Source organism: Arthrobacter sp. R-11 (genome assembly GCF_049913155.1).
In the GTDB taxonomy this organism is placed as follows: Bacteria; Actinomycetota; Actinomycetes; order Actinomycetales; family Micrococcaceae; genus Arthrobacter.
In genome coordinates, this window is record NZ_CP183979.1 from 3,797,122 (window position 1) to 3,812,664 (window position 15,543).

Annotated in this window: 16 protein-coding genes and 2 riboswitches; of the genes, 9 read left to right on the forward strand and 7 right to left on the reverse strand. The window is 66.6% G+C overall.

Annotation, left to right across the window (positions count from 1 at the left end):
• The first annotated feature begins 218 nt into the window (after window positions 1-218).
• Window positions 219-1,088, forward strand: coding sequence for a ribokinase (locus ACN9M4_RS17275; protein ID WP_426300038.1), 870 nt, complete (start codon window positions 219-221; stop codon window positions 1,086-1,088).
• Window positions 1,085-1,600: a GNAT family N-acetyltransferase gene (locus ACN9M4_RS17280; RefSeq protein WP_426300040.1), complete on the forward strand. Its 516-nt coding sequence runs from the start codon at window positions 1,085-1,087 to the stop codon at window positions 1,598-1,600. Before ACN9M4_RS17275 ends, ACN9M4_RS17280 begins: the two co-directional genes overlap by 4 nt.
• A 7-nt stretch (window positions 1,601-1,607) precedes the next feature.
• Here ACN9M4_RS17280 and ACN9M4_RS17285 read toward each other — a convergent pair whose 3' ends face one another.
• Together ACN9M4_RS17285 and ACN9M4_RS17290 are read right to left on the reverse strand one after the other, a co-directional pair.
• A complete protein-coding gene (locus ACN9M4_RS17285) occupies window positions 1,608-2,870 on the reverse strand; it encodes an MFS transporter (protein ID WP_426300042.1) in 1,263 nt (420 codons plus the stop codon).
• A gap of 234 nt (window positions 2,871-3,104) precedes the next feature.
• Complete coding sequence (locus ACN9M4_RS17290; RefSeq protein ID WP_426300044.1) at window positions 3,105-4,517, reverse strand: MFS transporter; 1,413 nt, start codon at window positions 4,515-4,517, stop codon at window positions 3,105-3,107.
• A 539-nt stretch (window positions 4,518-5,056) separates the two neighbouring features.
• On the opposite strand from ACN9M4_RS17290, the gene trmB reads away from it, so the two are divergent.
• From trmB to ACN9M4_RS17315, 5 genes are all read left to right on the forward strand, one after another.
• Entirely contained in the window at window positions 5,057-5,995 is a 939-nt protein-coding gene (gene trmB / locus ACN9M4_RS17295; RefSeq protein ID WP_426300046.1) for a tRNA (guanosine(46)-N7)-methyltransferase TrmB, read from the forward strand.
• Between the two features lie 93 nt (window positions 5,996-6,088).
• Entirely contained in the window at window positions 6,089-6,370 is a 282-nt protein-coding gene (locus ACN9M4_RS17300) for a hypothetical protein (RefSeq protein WP_426300048.1), read from the forward strand.
• Window positions 6,370-6,861: a type II toxin-antitoxin system RatA family toxin gene (locus ACN9M4_RS17305; RefSeq protein ID WP_426300050.1), complete on the forward strand. Its 492-nt coding sequence runs from the start codon at window positions 6,370-6,372 to the stop codon at window positions 6,859-6,861. The genes ACN9M4_RS17300 and ACN9M4_RS17305 overlap by 1 nt, the downstream gene beginning before the upstream one ends.
• A gap of 176 nt (window positions 6,862-7,037) precedes the next feature.
• Window positions 7,038-7,135: riboswitch (glycine riboswitch) on the forward strand.
• A 1-nt stretch (window position 7,136) separates the two neighbouring features.
• A riboswitch (glycine riboswitch) is annotated at window positions 7,137-7,249 on the forward strand.
• Window positions 7,250-7,298: 49 nt separating this feature from the next.
• Window positions 7,299-8,375, forward strand: coding sequence for a lipoyl synthase (lipA, locus tag ACN9M4_RS17310; RefSeq protein ID WP_426303519.1), 1,077 nt, complete (start codon window positions 7,299-7,301; stop codon window positions 8,373-8,375).
• An 11-nt stretch (window positions 8,376-8,386) separates the two neighbouring features.
• Window positions 8,387-9,166 (forward strand): methylenetetrahydrofolate reductase, encoded by a 780-nt coding sequence (locus ACN9M4_RS17315; RefSeq protein ID WP_426300052.1) that lies wholly within the window; start codon window positions 8,387-8,389, stop codon window positions 9,164-9,166.
• A 17-nt stretch (window positions 9,167-9,183) separates the two neighbouring features.
• On the opposite strand, the gene ACN9M4_RS17320 is transcribed toward ACN9M4_RS17315, so the two are convergent.
• The 3 genes from ACN9M4_RS17320 to ACN9M4_RS17330 form a co-directional block, all read right to left on the reverse strand.
• Window positions 9,184-9,819 (reverse strand): YczE/YyaS/YitT family protein, encoded by a 636-nt coding sequence (locus tag ACN9M4_RS17320; protein ID WP_426303520.1) that lies wholly within the window; start codon window positions 9,817-9,819, stop codon window positions 9,184-9,186.
• Window positions 9,820-10,023: 204 nt separating this feature from the next.
• Window positions 10,024-10,680: an anti-sigma factor family protein gene (locus ACN9M4_RS17325; RefSeq protein ID WP_426300054.1), complete on the reverse strand. Its 657-nt coding sequence runs from the start codon at window positions 10,678-10,680 to the stop codon at window positions 10,024-10,026.
• Window positions 10,677-11,189: a sigma-70 family RNA polymerase sigma factor gene (locus tag ACN9M4_RS17330; RefSeq protein WP_426300056.1), complete on the reverse strand. Its 513-nt coding sequence runs from the start codon at window positions 11,187-11,189 to the stop codon at window positions 10,677-10,679. Before ACN9M4_RS17330 ends, ACN9M4_RS17325 begins: the two co-directional genes overlap by 4 nt.
• Before the next feature lie 154 nt (window positions 11,190-11,343).
• Here ACN9M4_RS17330 and ACN9M4_RS17335 point away from each other — a divergent pair, with 154 nt between their 5' ends.
• A complete protein-coding gene (locus ACN9M4_RS17335; protein ID WP_426300058.1) occupies window positions 11,344-11,919 on the forward strand; it encodes a COG4315 family predicted lipoprotein in 576 nt (191 codons plus the stop codon).
• A 225-nt stretch (window positions 11,920-12,144) separates the two neighbouring features.
• Window positions 12,145-13,113 carry a type IV toxin-antitoxin system AbiEi family antitoxin domain-containing protein gene (locus ACN9M4_RS17340; RefSeq protein WP_426300060.1) on the forward strand — a complete coding sequence of 323 codons (969 nt, stop codon included), beginning with the start codon at window positions 12,145-12,147 and terminating at the stop codon, window positions 13,111-13,113.
• 115 nt (window positions 13,114-13,228) lie between these two features.
• Here the strand turns inward: ACN9M4_RS17340 and ACN9M4_RS17345 are convergent, their stop codons facing one another.
• Together ACN9M4_RS17345 and ACN9M4_RS17350 are read right to left on the reverse strand one after the other, a co-directional pair.
• Window positions 13,229-14,095, reverse strand: a complete 867-nt coding sequence (locus ACN9M4_RS17345) for a DMP19 family protein (protein WP_426300062.1) — start codon at window positions 14,093-14,095, stop codon at window positions 13,229-13,231.
• 124 nt (window positions 14,096-14,219) lie between these two features.
• The gene (locus tag ACN9M4_RS17350) at window positions 14,220-15,404 is read right to left on the reverse strand and encodes an SLC13 family permease (RefSeq protein WP_426303521.1); all 1,185 of its coding nucleotides are present in this window, start codon (window positions 15,402-15,404) and stop codon (window positions 14,220-14,222) included.
• Window positions 15,405-15,543: the final 139 nt, after the last annotated feature.

Here is a 15,543-nt window from a genome sequence, read left to right on the forward strand (position 1 = left end):
GCAGTGTTTCTGGGTCGGGGTTTCTCGGGTTGGGGTTTCTCGGGTTGGGGTTTCTCGGGTTGGGGTTTCTCGGGTCGGGGTTTCTCGGGTCGGGGTTTCTCGGGTCGGGGTTTCTCGGGTCGGGGTTGACGGAACCCTCGGTGGATTCGAGTTGTTATACAAGCACGTATTACGAGCAAGTACAACATTTAAGTGTGAAAATGACTACACTGTCCCCCATGACTTCTTCGATCCGGCCTGTGCCGAACCGCCGCGCCCTCACCGTGCTCGGCAGCATCAACCTTGACCTCATCGCCACCGCGGAGCGCCTCCCCACGGCAGGGGAAACCATCGGCGGCGGGGCATTGAGCAGGCAGCCGGGCGGCAAAGGCGCCAACCAGGCCGCCGCTGCAGCCCGCCTCGACGGCTCCGCCCGGATGATCGGCGCCGTCGGCGACGACGACGCCGGCCGCGAAATGATCGAGGCGCTCACCGCCGCGGGCGTGGACGTGGCCGACGTCGCGCACCGCAGCACGCCCACCGGAACCGCACTGATCGTCGTCGACAGCGCCGGCGAGAACCAGATCGTCGTGTGCCCGGGCGCCAACGGCGAGGTGTCCCTGGACGGCGTTGCCTTCGCCGAAGACGAGATCCTTCTTTGCCAACTCGAGGTGGGCCTGAACGTCGTCATCGAGGCCTCCCGCAGGCACCCCGGCTTCTTCGCCCTCAACGCCGCCCCGGCACAGCCCCTGCCGGCGGAACTGGTGCAGCGCTGCGACCTGGTGATCGTCAACGAAACCGAATACGAGCTCATCCCGGAACTGGCGCAGGCCCGCTTGGTGGCCGTGACCTACGGGAAGGACGGCTCGGCCCTGTTCCGGGACGGCAAGGAGGTGGCCCGCGCCGCCGGCCGCCGCACCGCGGTGGTCAACACGATCGGGGCGGGAGACGCCTTCTGCGCCGCCTTTGTGCTGGGCCTGCGCAACGGCCTCAGCGACGAGCAGGCGCTCGCGGCCGCCAATGCGGTAGGGGCCGACGCCGTGGGGCAGCACTCCTCGCAGCCGGAGCTCGGCCGCCTGGATTCCTACGTCGGGGCTGCGTCCGCGTGACGGTGGCTGATACAGGCACCGCCCTCCGCATCCGGAAGGCCGAGGCAGGCGACTTCGCCGAGATCCGGCGCATCACGCTCGCGGCCTACCTCGACGCCGGTCACCTCACCGAAGGCCACCCCTACCTGGCCATCCTGGGCGACGTGGAACAGCGGGCCAGGCACGCCGAGCTGTGGATCGCCGAATCCGGCGGCCGGGCCGTGGGCTCGGTGATGCTCACCCATCCGGGCCGGAAATACACCGAGGTTGCGCTCGACGGCGAGATCGAGTTCCGCATGCTGGCCGTGGACCCGGCCGCGCAAGGACTGGGCGTGGGACGGGAGATCGTCCGGCGGATCCTGGACCACGCCCGTTCGCTGGACGGCGTGGACGCCGTGGCGATCACCAGCGGCGCCTGGATGACGCCGGCACACCGGCTCTACGGATCGCTGGGTTTCGTGCGGGTTCCGGAGCGGGACTGGAGTTTCGACGGCGGCCCGAAGGACCTCTGGGTCTTCCGCCACGTGCTGTGAGGCGGCCTCAGCCCTCCACATACCGGTTCCGGCCGGCGCGGTAGCCGAACACCGCCGCCAGCGCACCGACCACCAGGAACAGGATGCCCGCCGCCGCGAAGCCACCCGTGGCCTGATGCAGTTGGCCCACCAGCAGGGTGCCGGTAGAACCCAGTCCGTAGCCGAGCCCCTGCATCATGCCCGACAGGTGCGCCGCCGTGTGCGCTTCCCTGGTGCGCAGCATGATCATGGTCAGGGCCACCGCGGTGAGGCTGCCCTGGCCCAGGCCCAGCAATCCGGTCCACAGCCACGCGAGCTCCACGGGGCCGAAGATGCTCAGCGCAAAGCCGCCGCCGGTCATCAGGGCCACCACTACGTTGATGGCGCGCTGGTCCGTGAACCGCGCGGCCAGGCCCGGGGCGAACAGCGAACCAAGCATCTGAAGCGCAATCGAAACGGACACGATCAGCCCGGCCGTGCCGCCGTCGATCCCCCGCTCGCGCAGGATCGGCGCCAGCCAGGCGAACACGCTGAAGGACATCATGGCCTGCAGCACCATGAAGACCGTCACCTGCCAGGCGACGGCGGAACGCCACACGTTCACGCCCTGCACCTGCAGCTGGTGCCGGACGGCGGGCTGGCGGAGCGCCAGCGGCAGGAACAGCAACAGCACGACGGCGGCCGGCAGCGCCCAGAACCAGAGCGCCGCAGTCCAGTGGCCGGCTGCCCGGAACACCGGATAGGTGAAGCCGGCACCGAGCGCAGCGGAGGCGCAGATCGCCGTCGTATACAAACCGCCCATGAGTCCCAGGCGGTGGGCGAAGTCGCGCTTCACCACGCCCGGCAGGAGCACATTGCACAGGGCGATCGCGGCACCGCAGGCGGCAGTTCCGGCCAGCAGCGCGGGCAGGTGGCCGGCAACCGGGAAGTCGACAGGACGCAGCAGGAGTCCAAGAGTCAGTACGGCCATGGCACCCAGCAGCACCCGCTCGGCACCGAAACGCCGGGCCAGCACCGGAGCCAACGGCGCGAACACGCCCAGCAGGGTCACCGGCACCGTGGTGAGCACCACCACCGACCAGCCCGGCAGGCCGGCGTCGGCGGTGATTTCCGGAAGCACCACGGAAAAACTGGAGAACACCGTGCGCAGGTTGAAGCCGATCAGCACCAGGCAGATGCCCAGGTACACGAGGCCCTTCTTGGTGGAGACCCTTGTGGGTCCGGCCGCGGGGACCTCGTCGATTTCGGCATCGACCAGCAGTTCGGGGTTCTCGGGGGCGTTCGGTGTCACGCTCCGAAATTTACACGCCGCCGCCATATCGCCGTTCATTTCCCAGGCCTAAAGTTGTGCCAGCAACACAGGTCTCACCACCCGCAGCTGATCACCAGCGGCGGCCCTCCGTTCAACGCCACCACCCAGGAACGCGCCAAAGATGCCGCGCCCCCAGGGAAGGCCCTCTGCGATCCGTCACGTCGCCGGACTAGTGCGGATGACCCTGCGGGATCCTACTGTGAAGTCCCGGTGTCAGTGTGAGAAGTTTGCTGAGATCTCGGCGAGGGTGCGGCCCTTCGTCTCAGGTGCGAGCCATTGCGAGAGGACTGCGCCGAGTAATGCGACGGCGGCGGCTACGACCATGCTTGGACCCATGCCGATGTTGCTGATCGCCCATGGCAGGGCGAAGGTGCCGAGTGCGGCTCCGATGCGGCTGAAGGCCGCGGCGAAGCCCATGCCGATGCCGCGCAGGTGGCCGGGGAATACCTCGGCCGGATAGACCTGGGTCATCGTGGTGTAGCCGGCATTGAAGAAGGAGAAGGCGAGAAACAGGCCGAGCACGAGGATCGCTGGTGCGTCCGCCCAGACTCCGATGATCAGCAGGATGCCTGCGCAGAGCCACTGCCCGGGCACGGTGAGGATTCGGCGGCCGAGCTTGTCAATCAGAAGCACGGTGGTGACAACACCCGCGGCCGCAAGTGCGGACAGGCCGACTCCACCGGCCCAGCCGCCGCCGAAGCCGAATTGGTTGAGCACCTCGTCGGCGAAGGTCGCGATCGCGAAATACGGAGTGACCGCGCAGAACCAAAAACCTGAGGTGAAGAGGGTGGTGCGCCAGTACTGCCTTGAGAACAGCATTCCGAAGGAGGCACTCTTGATTTTGGTCCTACTCTTTGCGGCTTCGGCTTCCTGGATCATCCTCAGATCGATCTCTTCGGTGATGCTGTTGTGCATCTGGGGCGATTCGACGTATCTGCGTGCGATCGCGAGTGCTTCCTCACGCCGTCCCTTCGTAATGAGCCAGCTCGGCGATTCGGGGAGGCCGATTCGAGCGACGAACAGGATGAGCGCCAGTATCGTGCTCGTGCCGATGACGATGCGCCATGGTGCCCCGGCGTCGTGCAGGAGGGTGCCGATGATGAACGCCATCATGAAACCGACGTACCAGGCGATCAGAGTCAGGCCGAGCAGCCGCCCGCGGAGCTTGGGAGGGGAGAACTCCGACAGCAATGGCCCGCCGATTGAGTACTCGCCGCCGATCGCGACGCCCATGAAGAACCGGATGATGGCCAGCTGGATCACGGCCCCGTCTCCGGAGGTTACGAAGAACTGGGCCGCTGAGGCGAGCAGGAACAGGCCCATGTCCACGAGGAACATGGGTTTGCGTCCGAACTTGTCGGTAGCCCAGCCGGCCAGCGGGGAGCCGACGAAGATACCCACCAGTGGGCCGGCAGCGATCATGCCCAGGGACAGAGCGTCCAGCTGGAGGTCCGACCGCATGAGTCCGGTGACGGGGCCGATGATTCCGAGGATGTAGCCGTCGAGGAACATGCCCCCGATGAACACGGCGACGAGCCGTACCATGAAGCGGCGTTTGAACTTGGAGCTGGTCTCTTTTGATATGGCGGTGTCGACGGAGGCCGTCGTACTGGTCGGTTGGATCATGGAGATTTGTTCCCTTCTGGTTTCAGCGCAAACCGCTGACGGCACCCGAGCGCCGTTTCCTAGACGCACTGACAGCCGCAGCCCTTGGCGACCGGTGGACGATGCCGGCTGGCTCGATGCCAGCCGGTGTGGCCGCGCAGGACTCGCGAGATGATTTCGGCGTCGTCATGCATCACTGCTCTTCGAGATGGCTACGGCAAGGCCCTGGTTTCCAGCACCCTCGCGCCGGCCCCTCGAGATGAAACCCTCGAGTCGGGATCGGCATATGTGATATATGACTCATATATCAGAACCCTAAGGGTGTGATCCGCCCCGGTCAAGAGTTGATATGTTAATTGGTTGTAGCCGGCAACTCACCGGAGTCTGTCTGAACCGGCGCAGGTTCCGTTCCTAGGCCCGAAGAGTAGTTGAGCCGCACGGCCACAGACCTACACCGTTCTGATACTTGTGACTGCTAAAGGTTGGCGTCGCTGCATTTGCGCTGGTTGCTGGCAGCAGGCCAAGCCCCGCCCTCCTGCCGCCCCGCTATCCTGAAAGGGATGAGCACCCCCGATATTCCGCAGTCCCCGCTGCCCGCAGCGCAGTCCCCCATGCCGCGTCCCGTCACCCCCGGCAGCCAGGCCTCCTTCGGCACCTACGGCGGCCGTCCGGTCAGCTTCGTGCGCCGCGGAACGCGCCTGCAGGGCCGCAGGCAGCAGGCCTGGGACGAGCACGCGGACCGCTGGGTGCTGGACGTGCCGCGGCACGTGGCCAACACCTCCGTCCACCCGGATTACGTGTTCGACGCCGAGTCCGAGTTCGGGCGCAAGGCTCCCTTGGTGGTGGAAATCGGCTCAGGCCTGGGCGAGGCCGTCTGCCACGCCGCCGAAGAGAACCCGGACAAGGACTTCCTGGCCGTCGAGGTCTACACCCCGGGCCTGGCGAACACCCTGATCAAGATCGCCAGCCGGGGCTTGGACAACGTGCGCGTCGTGGAAGCCAACGCCCCCGAGGTCCTGGCCACCATGCTCCCGGCCGGCTCCGTCAGCGAAGTCTGGGTTTTCTTCCCGGACCCCTGGCACAAGTCCCGGCACCACAAGCGCCGCCTGATCCAGGCGGAGTTCGCCGCCCTCGTGGCCCGCGTCCTCGAGAAGGGCGGGCTGTGGCGGGTCGCCACCGACTGGTCCAACTACGCGGTCCATGTCCGGAACGTCGTCGCCGCTTCGGCGGACTTCGAGAACCTGCACGACGGCGAACGCTCCGGTCCCGAGAGCCCGCTCACCAAGGTGTGGGAATCCGGCGTCGAATCCGTGGTGGGCGGCGCGCCCGTCAAGGAGGGCCGCGCGCCGGTCAGCACCGAACACACCGGCCCGAACGAAGGCGTGGACCATGTGGGCGGCTGGGCCCCGCGCTTCGACGGCCGCATCCGCACCAGCTTCGAGAACAAGGCCCACGAAGCCGGCCGGATGATCTTCGACCTCTGCTACCGCAAGGTCTGAGCGGCACAAACATTGGGGGAACAAATGAGCCAGCCGGTACCTACCTACATTCCGCAGCGGCCGCCATCGGGCACCCGTGGTCTGGCTGCAGGCATGACAAGCATCATCTGCGCGCTGCTGGGGCCGGTGGTGGTTCTTGTGACTGCCCTTGCATTTATCGCCTGGGGCCCATTCGGGCACCGGATTCCATATGAGGTATTCGTCACGGTGGCCCGGCTGCTGGAACTGCTCGCAATCGGCTGCGGGGTGCTGGCCATCCGGGGAGCCGGGCGCATGAGCGCCGGGCGCATCACGGGAATTACCGGAGTGGCCATTGCGGGCCTGGCCGTTGCCTCATGGGGCCTCCTACACTTCATCCAGTATGGTGCAGGCTGATGCCCCAGGTGCGCGCGGAGCGCTTCATCCGGCTCGACCCCGAAACCGCCTTCGCCATGTCCCAGACCACCGGGGCATTCCGCCTGAAATGGGACCCCTTCATTTCCGGTCAGTCCTTCGTGGATGGCGCCACCGCGGCCGGCAAGGGCGTCCGCACCCGTACGGTGTCCCGCATGGGCCTGCGCATGGTGAGCGAATACGTCTCCTACGCCCCGCCGAAGAACGTGGGCATGACCATGGTTTCCGGGCCATGGTTCTTCGAGAACTTCGGCGGCGGCTGGCGCTTCACCCCCGACGACGGCGGCACCCGCGCCGTCTGGAAGTACACCTTTTCCTGCCGCCCGGCTTTCCTGAAGCCGCTTGCCGAGCAGATCGGCGGCTGGCTGCTGGGGCGGGAAATCGAACGGCGGATCGAAGCGTTCGCAAAGGCCTGCGAGGACCCCGAACTGCTCGCCGAGTTCCGGGACAACGCGGGCAAGCAGGGTTACTAACACCGAGTTCGCCGGAACAGTGCCGAGTCGCTGGAACGTTCCGGCGACCCCGCAGGGCTCCGGCGAATCAGCTGAGACAGTTCGCATTCAAGCCTTTGATCGGCCTCCGTGCTTTGCCCCGGGCTGCCCCCGGCCGGTACCCTGTGAACGTGCCGCCCCGTGGCGGCACGCGCTTACGATCTGCGGCGGGAGAGTCCTGCCGGTACATCCACCAGGCGCCGTAGGAGCAAACCCTCCCCGGGAATCTCTCAGGCCCATGTACCGCCGCGGCAAGGCACCTCTGGAAAGCAGCCCGGCTGGACCCACAGTCCGGGCTCACCGACGGGGCAAGCGCCTCCTGCAGCTGCGGGAGCGCGGAATCTCTCAGGTCCAATACAGAGCGGGGAGGAACCCACCTCGTCGTGGCGCCCCGCGCCACCTGGATCCTGGAGCTCCCCATGAGCGTGCACCTGAACAACCCTGCACCTGAAGGCCGTAAGTTGCTGCGTGTTGAGCAGCGCAACAAAGCGGTACCGGTCGAACGCAAGCCCGAGTGGATCAAGGCCAAGGTCCAGATGGGGCCCGAGTTCGTGGGCCTGAAGAACCTCGTGAAGCAGGAAGGCCTGCACACCGTCTGCGAGGAAGCCGGCTGCCCGAACATCTTCGAGTGCTGGGAAGACCGGGAAGCGACCTTCCTGATCGGCGGCTCCGAATGCACGCGCCGCTGCGATTTCTGCCAGATCGACACCGGCAAGCCCTCCCCCCTGGACCGGCTCGAACCCACCAAGGTCGCCCGCTCCGTCCAGTCCATGAACCTGCGCTACGCCACCGTGACCGGCGTGGCCCGCGACGACCTGGCGGACGAGGGCGTCTGGCTCTACGCCGAAACCGTGCGCAAGATCCACGAACTGAACCCCGGCACCGGCGTCGAGCTCCTCATCCCGGACTTCTCCGGCAACCCCGAGCACATCGCCGCGATCTGCGACTCGGCCCCTGAGGTGTTCGCGCACAACGTCGAAACCGTGCCCCGGATCTTCAAGCGCATCCGCCCCGCGTTCCGCTACGAACGCTCCCTGGACGTCATCACCCAGGGCCGCAACCACGGCATGGTCACCAAGTCCAACCTCATCCTGGGCATGGGCGAAACCCGCGCCGAGATCTCCGAGGCCCTGAAGGACCTGCACGAGGCCGGCTGCGACCTGGTCACCATCACCCAGTACCTGCGCCCCTCCGAACGGCACCTGCCCGTGGACCGCTGGGTCAAGCCCCAGGAATTCGTGGACCTGGCCGACGAAGCCGAAGAGATCGGCTTCCTCGGCGTCATGTCCGGACCCCTGGTCCGCTCCTCCTACCGGGCCGGCCGGCTCTGGGCCACCGCGATGCGCAAGAAGGGCCGCGACATCCCCGCGCACTTCGACCACGCCGCCCACATCGCCGAAGGCATCCAGGACTCCGGCACCACCCGCCAGGAAGCCCGCACCCTCCTCACCGCGGGTGCAACAAAAGCGGGTCCGAGCAAAGCAACCGGCGCGTGAGGCGGATACAGATGTTTCCCACCAGAATCGAAATCATCCCGTCTGCGGGCATCGCCGAGAAGCTCGTGGCCGCCGTACCGACGTCCACGACCCTGACCATCACCTGCCTGCCGCACCACGGCATCGCCCGCACCATGCGGTCGGCGCTCGAACTCCGGGAGCTGGGCTACGACGTCGTTCCCCATCTCGCGGCGCGGGCGCTGGAAAGCCGCGAGCAGCTGGCCGGGATCGTCCGCGACTGCGAAGCGGCGGGGATCACGGAAGTCTTCACGATCGGCGGCGACGCCCAGCAGCCGGCGGGACCGTATGCGTCCTCCCGCCCGCTGCTTGAGGACATCGCAGAACGTTCCGGCGGCAGGATCGCGGCCGGCGTCGCTGGCTACCCGGAGGGGCATCCCGCCGTCGGGAGCCTGGAACTGCTGGATGACCTGCTGGCGAAGCAGCACCTCGCTACCCGGATTGTCACGCAGATGTGCTTTTCCGCGCCGGAGATCCAGAACTACGCCGCACTGCTGCGCCGCGAAGGCGTCCACCTGCCGGTGTGGGCCGGGGTGGCCGGGGCCGTGCCGCGGGCCAAGCTGTTGTCCCTGGCAACCCAGATCGGCGTGGGCTCGTCCATGAAGTTCCTCGGCAAGCAGAAGACGCTGGCCCGCAAGCTGTTCCTCGGGGACCGCTACTCCCCCGAAAACCTCGTGGCGGATCTGGCCGGCCCGGCCGGGACCATCGCCGGCATCCACCTCTACAGCTTCAACAACGTGCAGTTGCCGGGGTGGATGGCCGGCGCGGCGTAACGCCAAGCGCAGGATCGCTAGCTTCCGCCCGCATTCTGGTCGTAGAGAGCTTCGGCGCTCAGCGGCTTCGTGGCGCGGTGCGGCAGAGCGAAGAATGGCATGAGCCACTGGACCAGTGGACCGATCAGGAACGCCTCGGCAATGGTTCCAATCCCGAGGGTTCCCCCGAGCAGCCAGCCTGCGCCAGCGACCGTGACTTCGATCAAGGTGCGGCACAGCCTGATCGACCAGCCGGTTCTCCGGGCAAGGCCTGTCATCAGGCCGTCGCGTGCCCCCGGGCCAAACGCGGCACCGAGATAACAAGCGCTGGCCACGGCGAGCAGGAACAGCCCGCCGGCCAGGAAGACGATCTGCCAGAGAATCCCTTCCGCCTCAGGCAACAGCGGCATCGACAGGTCCACGAATGTACCGATGAGCACGGCGTTCGCCAAGGTCCCCCAGCCAGGACGGATTTTCAGCGGAATCCACAGAAGCAACACCAGGAAACTGACCCCGACGATGACAGCGCCAATGCTGATCCCCGTCAGCCTCCCGAGACCCTGGTGGAAGATGTCCCAAGGTGAAATACCGAGCCCGGCCTTGATCAGCACCGAGATGGAGAACCCATACAGCGCCAGGCCTGCGAACAATTGAACAATCCTGCGAAGCGTCATTACGCCAGCTTCGTGGAAAGTGGACCCGAAATATGTAGCCAGTTCCAAGTACTGGCTACCGGCGCCGGGCGCCGGAGAACAGCTTGCGGTAATTCTGGAGTGTCTGGCCGGTGCAGCGCCGGAAATGAGAGCGCAGTTTGGGCTCGGCCGGCAACCCGCTGCCGGGCCCTCCGTCATCATCGGCACGTTCCGCGAGGCGAAGCATCACGGCACCGAAACCGCAGCCACCGTCTTCCTTGCTTCGTCGCGCAGCTCCACACCGGAAATCCCGGCGAGCTGCACCGGCGTCGCGCCCGTGACCTTGATGCGCCCGCTCGGGGTCGCGGTCCAGCCGCAGGCGAGTTCCTCGCCGCCGTCGCGGTCCTTGACCCACAGGTACAGGGTGCCCTCGAGCGGCATGCTGCGGCCTTCGAGTTCGAGCTCGGTGCCCCACGTCTTCTTCACCAGGCCCACGGTCAGCTGCATTCCGTTCTCGGCTTGCAGGGAGTAGCTGGCATCCGGTTTGGGCGGCGGGTTGAGCAGCCCGCCCACCACCGGTCCGGCCAGGACCCCGGCGGCGAGGCAGGCTGCGGCGACCCCCGCCACCAGTGCGGCGCGCCACCGCCGGGACTTCCGACGTCGGGCGGCAAGTTCCAGCAGCACGGGCGCACCGGCTTGCGGTTCGGCGGCCTGTCCCCGGCCGGCGGCGAGCTCGACGGCGTCGGGCACGGGAACGGCGTCGAGCAGCGCCGGCAGGCTCTCCAGTTCGGCGAGTTCGCGGCGGCAGGCGGCACAGCCGGCGAGGTGTTCCTCGAAGGCGAGTGCCTCGGCCGGTTCCAGCCCGCCGAGCAGGTAAGCGCCCAGGAGCGCGTGTTCGTTCATCGTTGCACCCCCATTTCGTCCAGGATGGTGCGCAGGGCGCGCACGGCGTAGAAGGCCCGGGATTTCACGGTGCCGGCGGGAATGTTGAGCCGCAGGGCGGCCTCGTTGACCGTGAAGCGCTGGTAATGCAGGGCCACCAGGACCTGCCGGTGTTCCTGGCTGAGCCGCAGCAGGGCCTCTTCCATGAGGACGCGGTTGAGCAGTTCGTCCACCCGCTCGCTGCTTTCGGCCAGTTCCAGGGCGTCGGGGCCGGCTTCGGCCGGGCGTCGGCGGGCCTTGCGGTAGTTGTCGATGATGACGTTCCGGGCGGTGCGGAACAGATAGCTGCGCAGGCTTCCGGTGATCTGCGGCGCGTGCTGCCAGACCCGCAGCACCGTTTCCTGCACGACGTCGTCCGCCAGGTTTTCGTCGCTGGTGCAGCTGAGCACGAAGCGGCGCAGCGCGGTGCCGTGGTCGCGGTAGATCGCGGCCACCACGTCCTCGTCGCTCATGTTGCCGTCCAACGGCATCGCTGCCTCCTGGTTCTTTTCCCGGCTGCCTTCGCTGTTACGACGCCTGCCCGCCCGAAAAGGTTCAGTTCCCCGTGAACCATTCAACACCTGCGGGCGTCGTACCGGGTGAGCGTCCGGCCGGTCCAGGCCGGCCCGACGAAGGAGCGAACCCATGAAACGCCTGCACCCGATCAGCGGACTCGGCGCACTGGCCCCCGTGGCTGCACTGGTCCTCGCGGTTACCCTGAGCGGCTGCGGCGGCAGCCCCGGCAGCTCGCCCACCAGCACCTCGCCCACGAACGCTGCTCCGTCGTCGAGCGCCCCGTCGTCGAGCGCGCCGGCCTCGAGCGCGCCGGCCTCGAGCGCGCCCGCCGCCGGGCCGGAGCTGAAAACCGCCAGCTCCAGCGCGGGCAACATCGTGGTGGGCGCCAACGGCATGAGCGTCTACTACTTCACCAAGGACGTGAAGGACTCCGGCAAGAGCGCCTGCGAAGGGGCCTGCGTGGCGCTCTGGCCTGCCGTGACCACCACCTCCGACAAGCCCGCGGTTGAGGGCGTGAGCGGAACCATCGGCACCATCCCGACGGCGGACGGCAAGAAGCAGGTGACCATCAACGGAATGCCGGTCTACTTCTTTGCGCAGGACACTGCCGCCGGCGAAGTGAAAGGCCAGGGCTACGGCAACGTCTGGTATCTGGTGAGCCCGTCCGGCGACATGATCAAGCAGGATTCGGGGATGGGGTACTGACCGGGCTTCGTTACGATCGGGGCATGGCCTCCGCACCTGATCTGAAGAACGCCGGCACCTGGCAGCTCATGCTTCTGGCGGGCGTCGGAGCGCACCGATTCGCGGGAGGGTTGCCGGGTCGCCGGAACGATCCAGCGACTCCGCAGCCTTTCCGCGACCCCGGGGTTTTCCACATAGCATCGATGGTCCCTGTCACTGGGCGGAGGACGCGCCAAGGCTTGGTAGATGACAAAACCGCAGCTTCCGGCACCCCCGGCCCTTCCTGAACTCCCCGCAACCGGATCCCTGTGGCGCACCGGGCAACTGCACTCCGCGGGCTTGAATTCCCGGGCCATCGCGGTGCTGGTCCGCCACCACGAACTGGTCCGTCTGCGGTATGGCTGCTGCATCCGCGCCACCCTGTGGGAAAGACAGAAGCCGTCCGTGCGGAGCAAGCAGCTGATACTGGCGCACGCCCACGGAACGCGGACGACGTCGGACGGCGCCTTCGTTTACAGCCACATTTCCGCCGCGCGCCTGCACGGCTTGTTCGTCTGGAATGCCGATAACGCAATCCACGTCCTTCTGCGCACTCGACCGTCGAGCGGCCGTCTGGGAAAGGATGTCCGCGGGCATACCCGGGCATTCACGGAGGCCGATGTCGTGGCCATCCGACGGCTCAGAGTCACCTCCTTGGAACGGACGGTGGTCGATTGCGCCTTGATGCTGGATTACCGGCGAAGCCTGATCATCATGGACAACGCTCTCGGACAGGGCGCAAACCCGGCTCTCATGCGGGCCATGGCAGATGGAATTCCAGGCAGGCGCGGCGTGAAGAATCTCCGCCGGGTCCTCGAAAACGCAGACCCACGCTCCGAATCGGCGGGCGAAACCCTGACCCGCGAACTCCTGCAGCGGCTGAAGATCCCTATGCCGGAAATCCAGTTCGAGGTCACTAGCAGGGCAGGGCGTCACCGGATGGATTTCGCGTGGAAAGCGAGGAAGATCGCACTCGAATTCGACGGAAAAACGAAGTACTTCGACTATGCGCCAACGGACGAAGTCCTCTACCAGGAACGCCAACGGGAAAACGCCCTCACGGAAGAGGGTTGGATGTTTCTGCGGCTCAAGTGGCAGGACCTCTTCAACGAAGGAGAATTCAAAGACAGAATCCTGGCGGCGCTGCGCCGCAGGCCGGAGCCCCGTGCTTGCTAAGGCAGAGAGCCGTCGCGCTGCGGGGTCGCCGGAAAGCTGCGGGGTCGCCGGAACCTTCCAGCGACCCCGCAGGTCTCCCGCGACCCGGGGCCCGAGCCGTTGCAAAACCGGGCGGTTACGCCTCAGCGCCCTCGAGCTCGTCGTCGTCCTCGAACTCCACGGCCGCGATGATTTCCTTCGTCTCCGGGTGGATCATGAAGGCTTCGTCGTCTTCCTCGATCATGAGGTAGTCGCCGTGGTCGGTGCTGAAGTGCCAAGCGAGGGTCTTCCCGCCGTCGTGGATGTAGTTCGGATCGCCCAGGGTGATCTTTTCCAGGGCGAAACCGGCCACGTCGCACAGTTCGCGGATGATGAGCTCGAACTCCGGCGCGTCGAGGAGCTCGGCTTCGGCAGCCTCGGCCCGGCGCTCCTCCAGGTCCGGTACCAGGGCGACGCGGGCGGCGATGTGGGCCTCGAGCTGCTCACGGTCGAGGTACAGCACGCCGTCCTGCCCGCGGAGCCAGGCCGCGTTGAGCTCGATGATGTCCTCGGTTTCCAGCAGGGCTTCGAACTCGCCGTCCAGTTCCTCCAAAGCAACCACGGCGCTGGAAGGTACCTCGGATTCGTCCAGTTCGCCGTCCATGTACGCTTCGGCTTCCTCTTCGGACAGGGCGTCGAAGGCCTCGGCCGTGCGGTTGAAGAGGTCCAGGTGGGCCGTGGCGCCCATGCCCTCGAGGCCTTCGCGGACCAGGACGTCGACGTCCTCGCGCTCCGGAACCGTGAACACGTACTGGGCGAAGCCGCCGGACAGGGCCTGGGTCAGGTAGTAGTCCACGTAGTAGCTGCGCAGCGCGTTGGGGGCGATCTCGTCATGATTGAGCAGTGCTTCGTACATCTCGTTGACCACGATGACATTGGCGTCCACGACGTCCGCGGCGTTCGCGTCGATGCTGTCCTTGGTCAGGACTGTCGGGTACCCAGGGGTGGATTCGTTGCTGGTCATGGGATTCCTCACTGCTTGAGGCGGGTGGTGCTCCGGACGCTTTTCACGCTACGCGCGGGCCGCGCGGCACAAGCCGAGGACAAGATGAACGTCCGGCGAATATTGATGCACCGTTCCCCGGCGGTCAGGTCATTCCAGAAGAAACCCACAAGAGAAGGACGGCCGCCGGAAGAACCAGCACTGCGGTGACGAGGCCGGCCACGGCGAAGCCGCTCCAGCGAATGCTGACATTGAGCGCCTGGAGGCGTTCGTGCCAGAGGAGTGTGGCGAGGGAAGCCCACGGAGAAATGAGTGGCCCCAGGTTCACCCCGGCAAGGAGCGCGGCCAAGCGCACGGGCGAACCGGCCACGGGTTCCAGCGCAAGATAGGCCGGCAGGTTATTTGCGGCGTTGGCAGCCAGCGCACCGGTCCCCGCGAGCTGCAGCAGCGCGGGCAGGCTTTCACCTCCGCCCGCGACACGGGCCAACAGCGCAGCCAGCCCGTTCGCGTGCAGGGCCTCCACCACCATGAAGAGGCCGACCGTCAGCATGAGTGGCCGCCACGGGATCATTGACCATTTCAGCGCGGACGGTCGTTTCCAGGCGAAGGCGACAAGCAGGAGAAAGGCCGCCACGAGCGCCGGGAACTGCACCGGGATCCCCGAGACAAGGGCAGGCAGCAGGAACAGCAGGATCACGGCGGATACCACCAGCAAGGGGCGGTCCACCACTTGGTGCCGGGGTTGCGGGCCGTAGCGTCCCCGCAATTGCCTGCGGAACGCAACACCGATGATCAGCAGCGGCACAACCACGCCAACGAGCGATGGAGCCCAGACCAGCCTTGCATACTCGAGGGGCGACATCGCCAGCCGGTTCTGGGCCAGAAGGTTGGTCAGGTTGGAGACAGGCAATATCAGGGACGCGGTGTTCGCCAGCCACACAGTGGTCAGCGCGAAAGGCAATGGCGGGATTCCGGCGTGCACGGCCAGCAGCACAACGAGCGGAGTCACCAGCACCGCCGTGGTGTCCAACGACAGGAAAATCGTCGACATTGCAGCGAGGGCGACGATCAAGAGCCACAGCAGCCACACCCGCCCACGGCCCAAGACAGCGATCCGGTCCGTTACCACCTGGAAGAGGCCCGCTTCGGAGACCAGTTCGGTCACCACGGTCATGGCCACCACGAACAGCAGGATCGGAACGGTCCGAACCGCCAGGGCCTGGAACCCCAGTCCCGACAGGAAGCCGGTAGCCAGGCAAACGACGCCCGCCAGCAGAATCCCCGACGGAAGGACGTAACTGCGCACTTTCGTCAACCATGTCCCAGCCATCACTGCCTCATCGTAGTGCCCGTGGCGGTGGACGTGCCCCGCTGCGGCCGTGCCCAAACATGGCGGCGAAGTTCGGCGGCGGCCCGGGCCGGGCCGGGCCAGTAGGATTCATAGATAGCCCCGAGCCGAAAGTAGCCCT

Bases quoted from the DNA above. Each gene is read 5' to 3' on its own strand.
- ACN9M4_RS17275 (WP_426300038.1), top strand. From the start codon at position 219: ATGACTTCTTCGATCCGGCCTGTGCCGAACCGCCGCGCCCTCACCGTG.
- ACN9M4_RS17290 (WP_426300044.1), bottom strand. From the start codon at position 4,517: ATGATCCAACCGACCAGTACGACGGCCTCCGTCGACACCGCCATATCA.
- trmB (WP_426300046.1), top strand. From the start codon at position 5,057: ATGAGCACCCCCGATATTCCGCAGTCCCCGCTGCCCGCAGCGCAGTCC.
- ACN9M4_RS17300 (WP_426300048.1), top strand. From the start codon at position 6,089: ATGACAAGCATCATCTGCGCGCTGCTGGGGCCGGTGGTGGTTCTTGTG.
- ACN9M4_RS17305 (WP_426300050.1), top strand. From the start codon at position 6,370: ATGCCCCAGGTGCGCGCGGAGCGCTTCATCCGGCTCGACCCCGAAACC.
- lipA (WP_426303519.1), top strand. From the start codon at position 7,299: ATGAGCGTGCACCTGAACAACCCTGCACCTGAAGGCCGTAAGTTGCTG.
- ACN9M4_RS17315 (WP_426300052.1), top strand. From the start codon at position 8,387: ATGTTTCCCACCAGAATCGAAATCATCCCGTCTGCGGGCATCGCCGAG.
- ACN9M4_RS17320 (WP_426303520.1), bottom strand. From the start codon at position 9,819: ATGACGCTTCGCAGGATTGTTCAATTGTTCGCAGGCCTGGCGCTGTAT.
- ACN9M4_RS17325 (WP_426300054.1), bottom strand. From the start codon at position 10,680: ATGAACGAACACGCGCTCCTGGGCGCTTACCTGCTCGGCGGGCTGGAA.
- ACN9M4_RS17330 (WP_426300056.1), bottom strand. From the start codon at position 11,189: ATGCCGTTGGACGGCAACATGAGCGACGAGGACGTGGTGGCCGCGATC.
- ACN9M4_RS17335 (WP_426300058.1), top strand. From the start codon at position 11,344: ATGAAACGCCTGCACCCGATCAGCGGACTCGGCGCACTGGCCCCCGTG.
- ACN9M4_RS17340 (WP_426300060.1), top strand. From the start codon at position 12,145: ATGACAAAACCGCAGCTTCCGGCACCCCCGGCCCTTCCTGAACTCCCC.
- ACN9M4_RS17345 (WP_426300062.1), bottom strand. From the start codon at position 14,095: ATGACCAGCAACGAATCCACCCCTGGGTACCCGACAGTCCTGACCAAG.
- ACN9M4_RS17350 (WP_426303521.1), bottom strand. From the start codon at position 15,404: ATGGCTGGGACATGGTTGACGAAAGTGCGCAGTTACGTCCTTCCGTCG.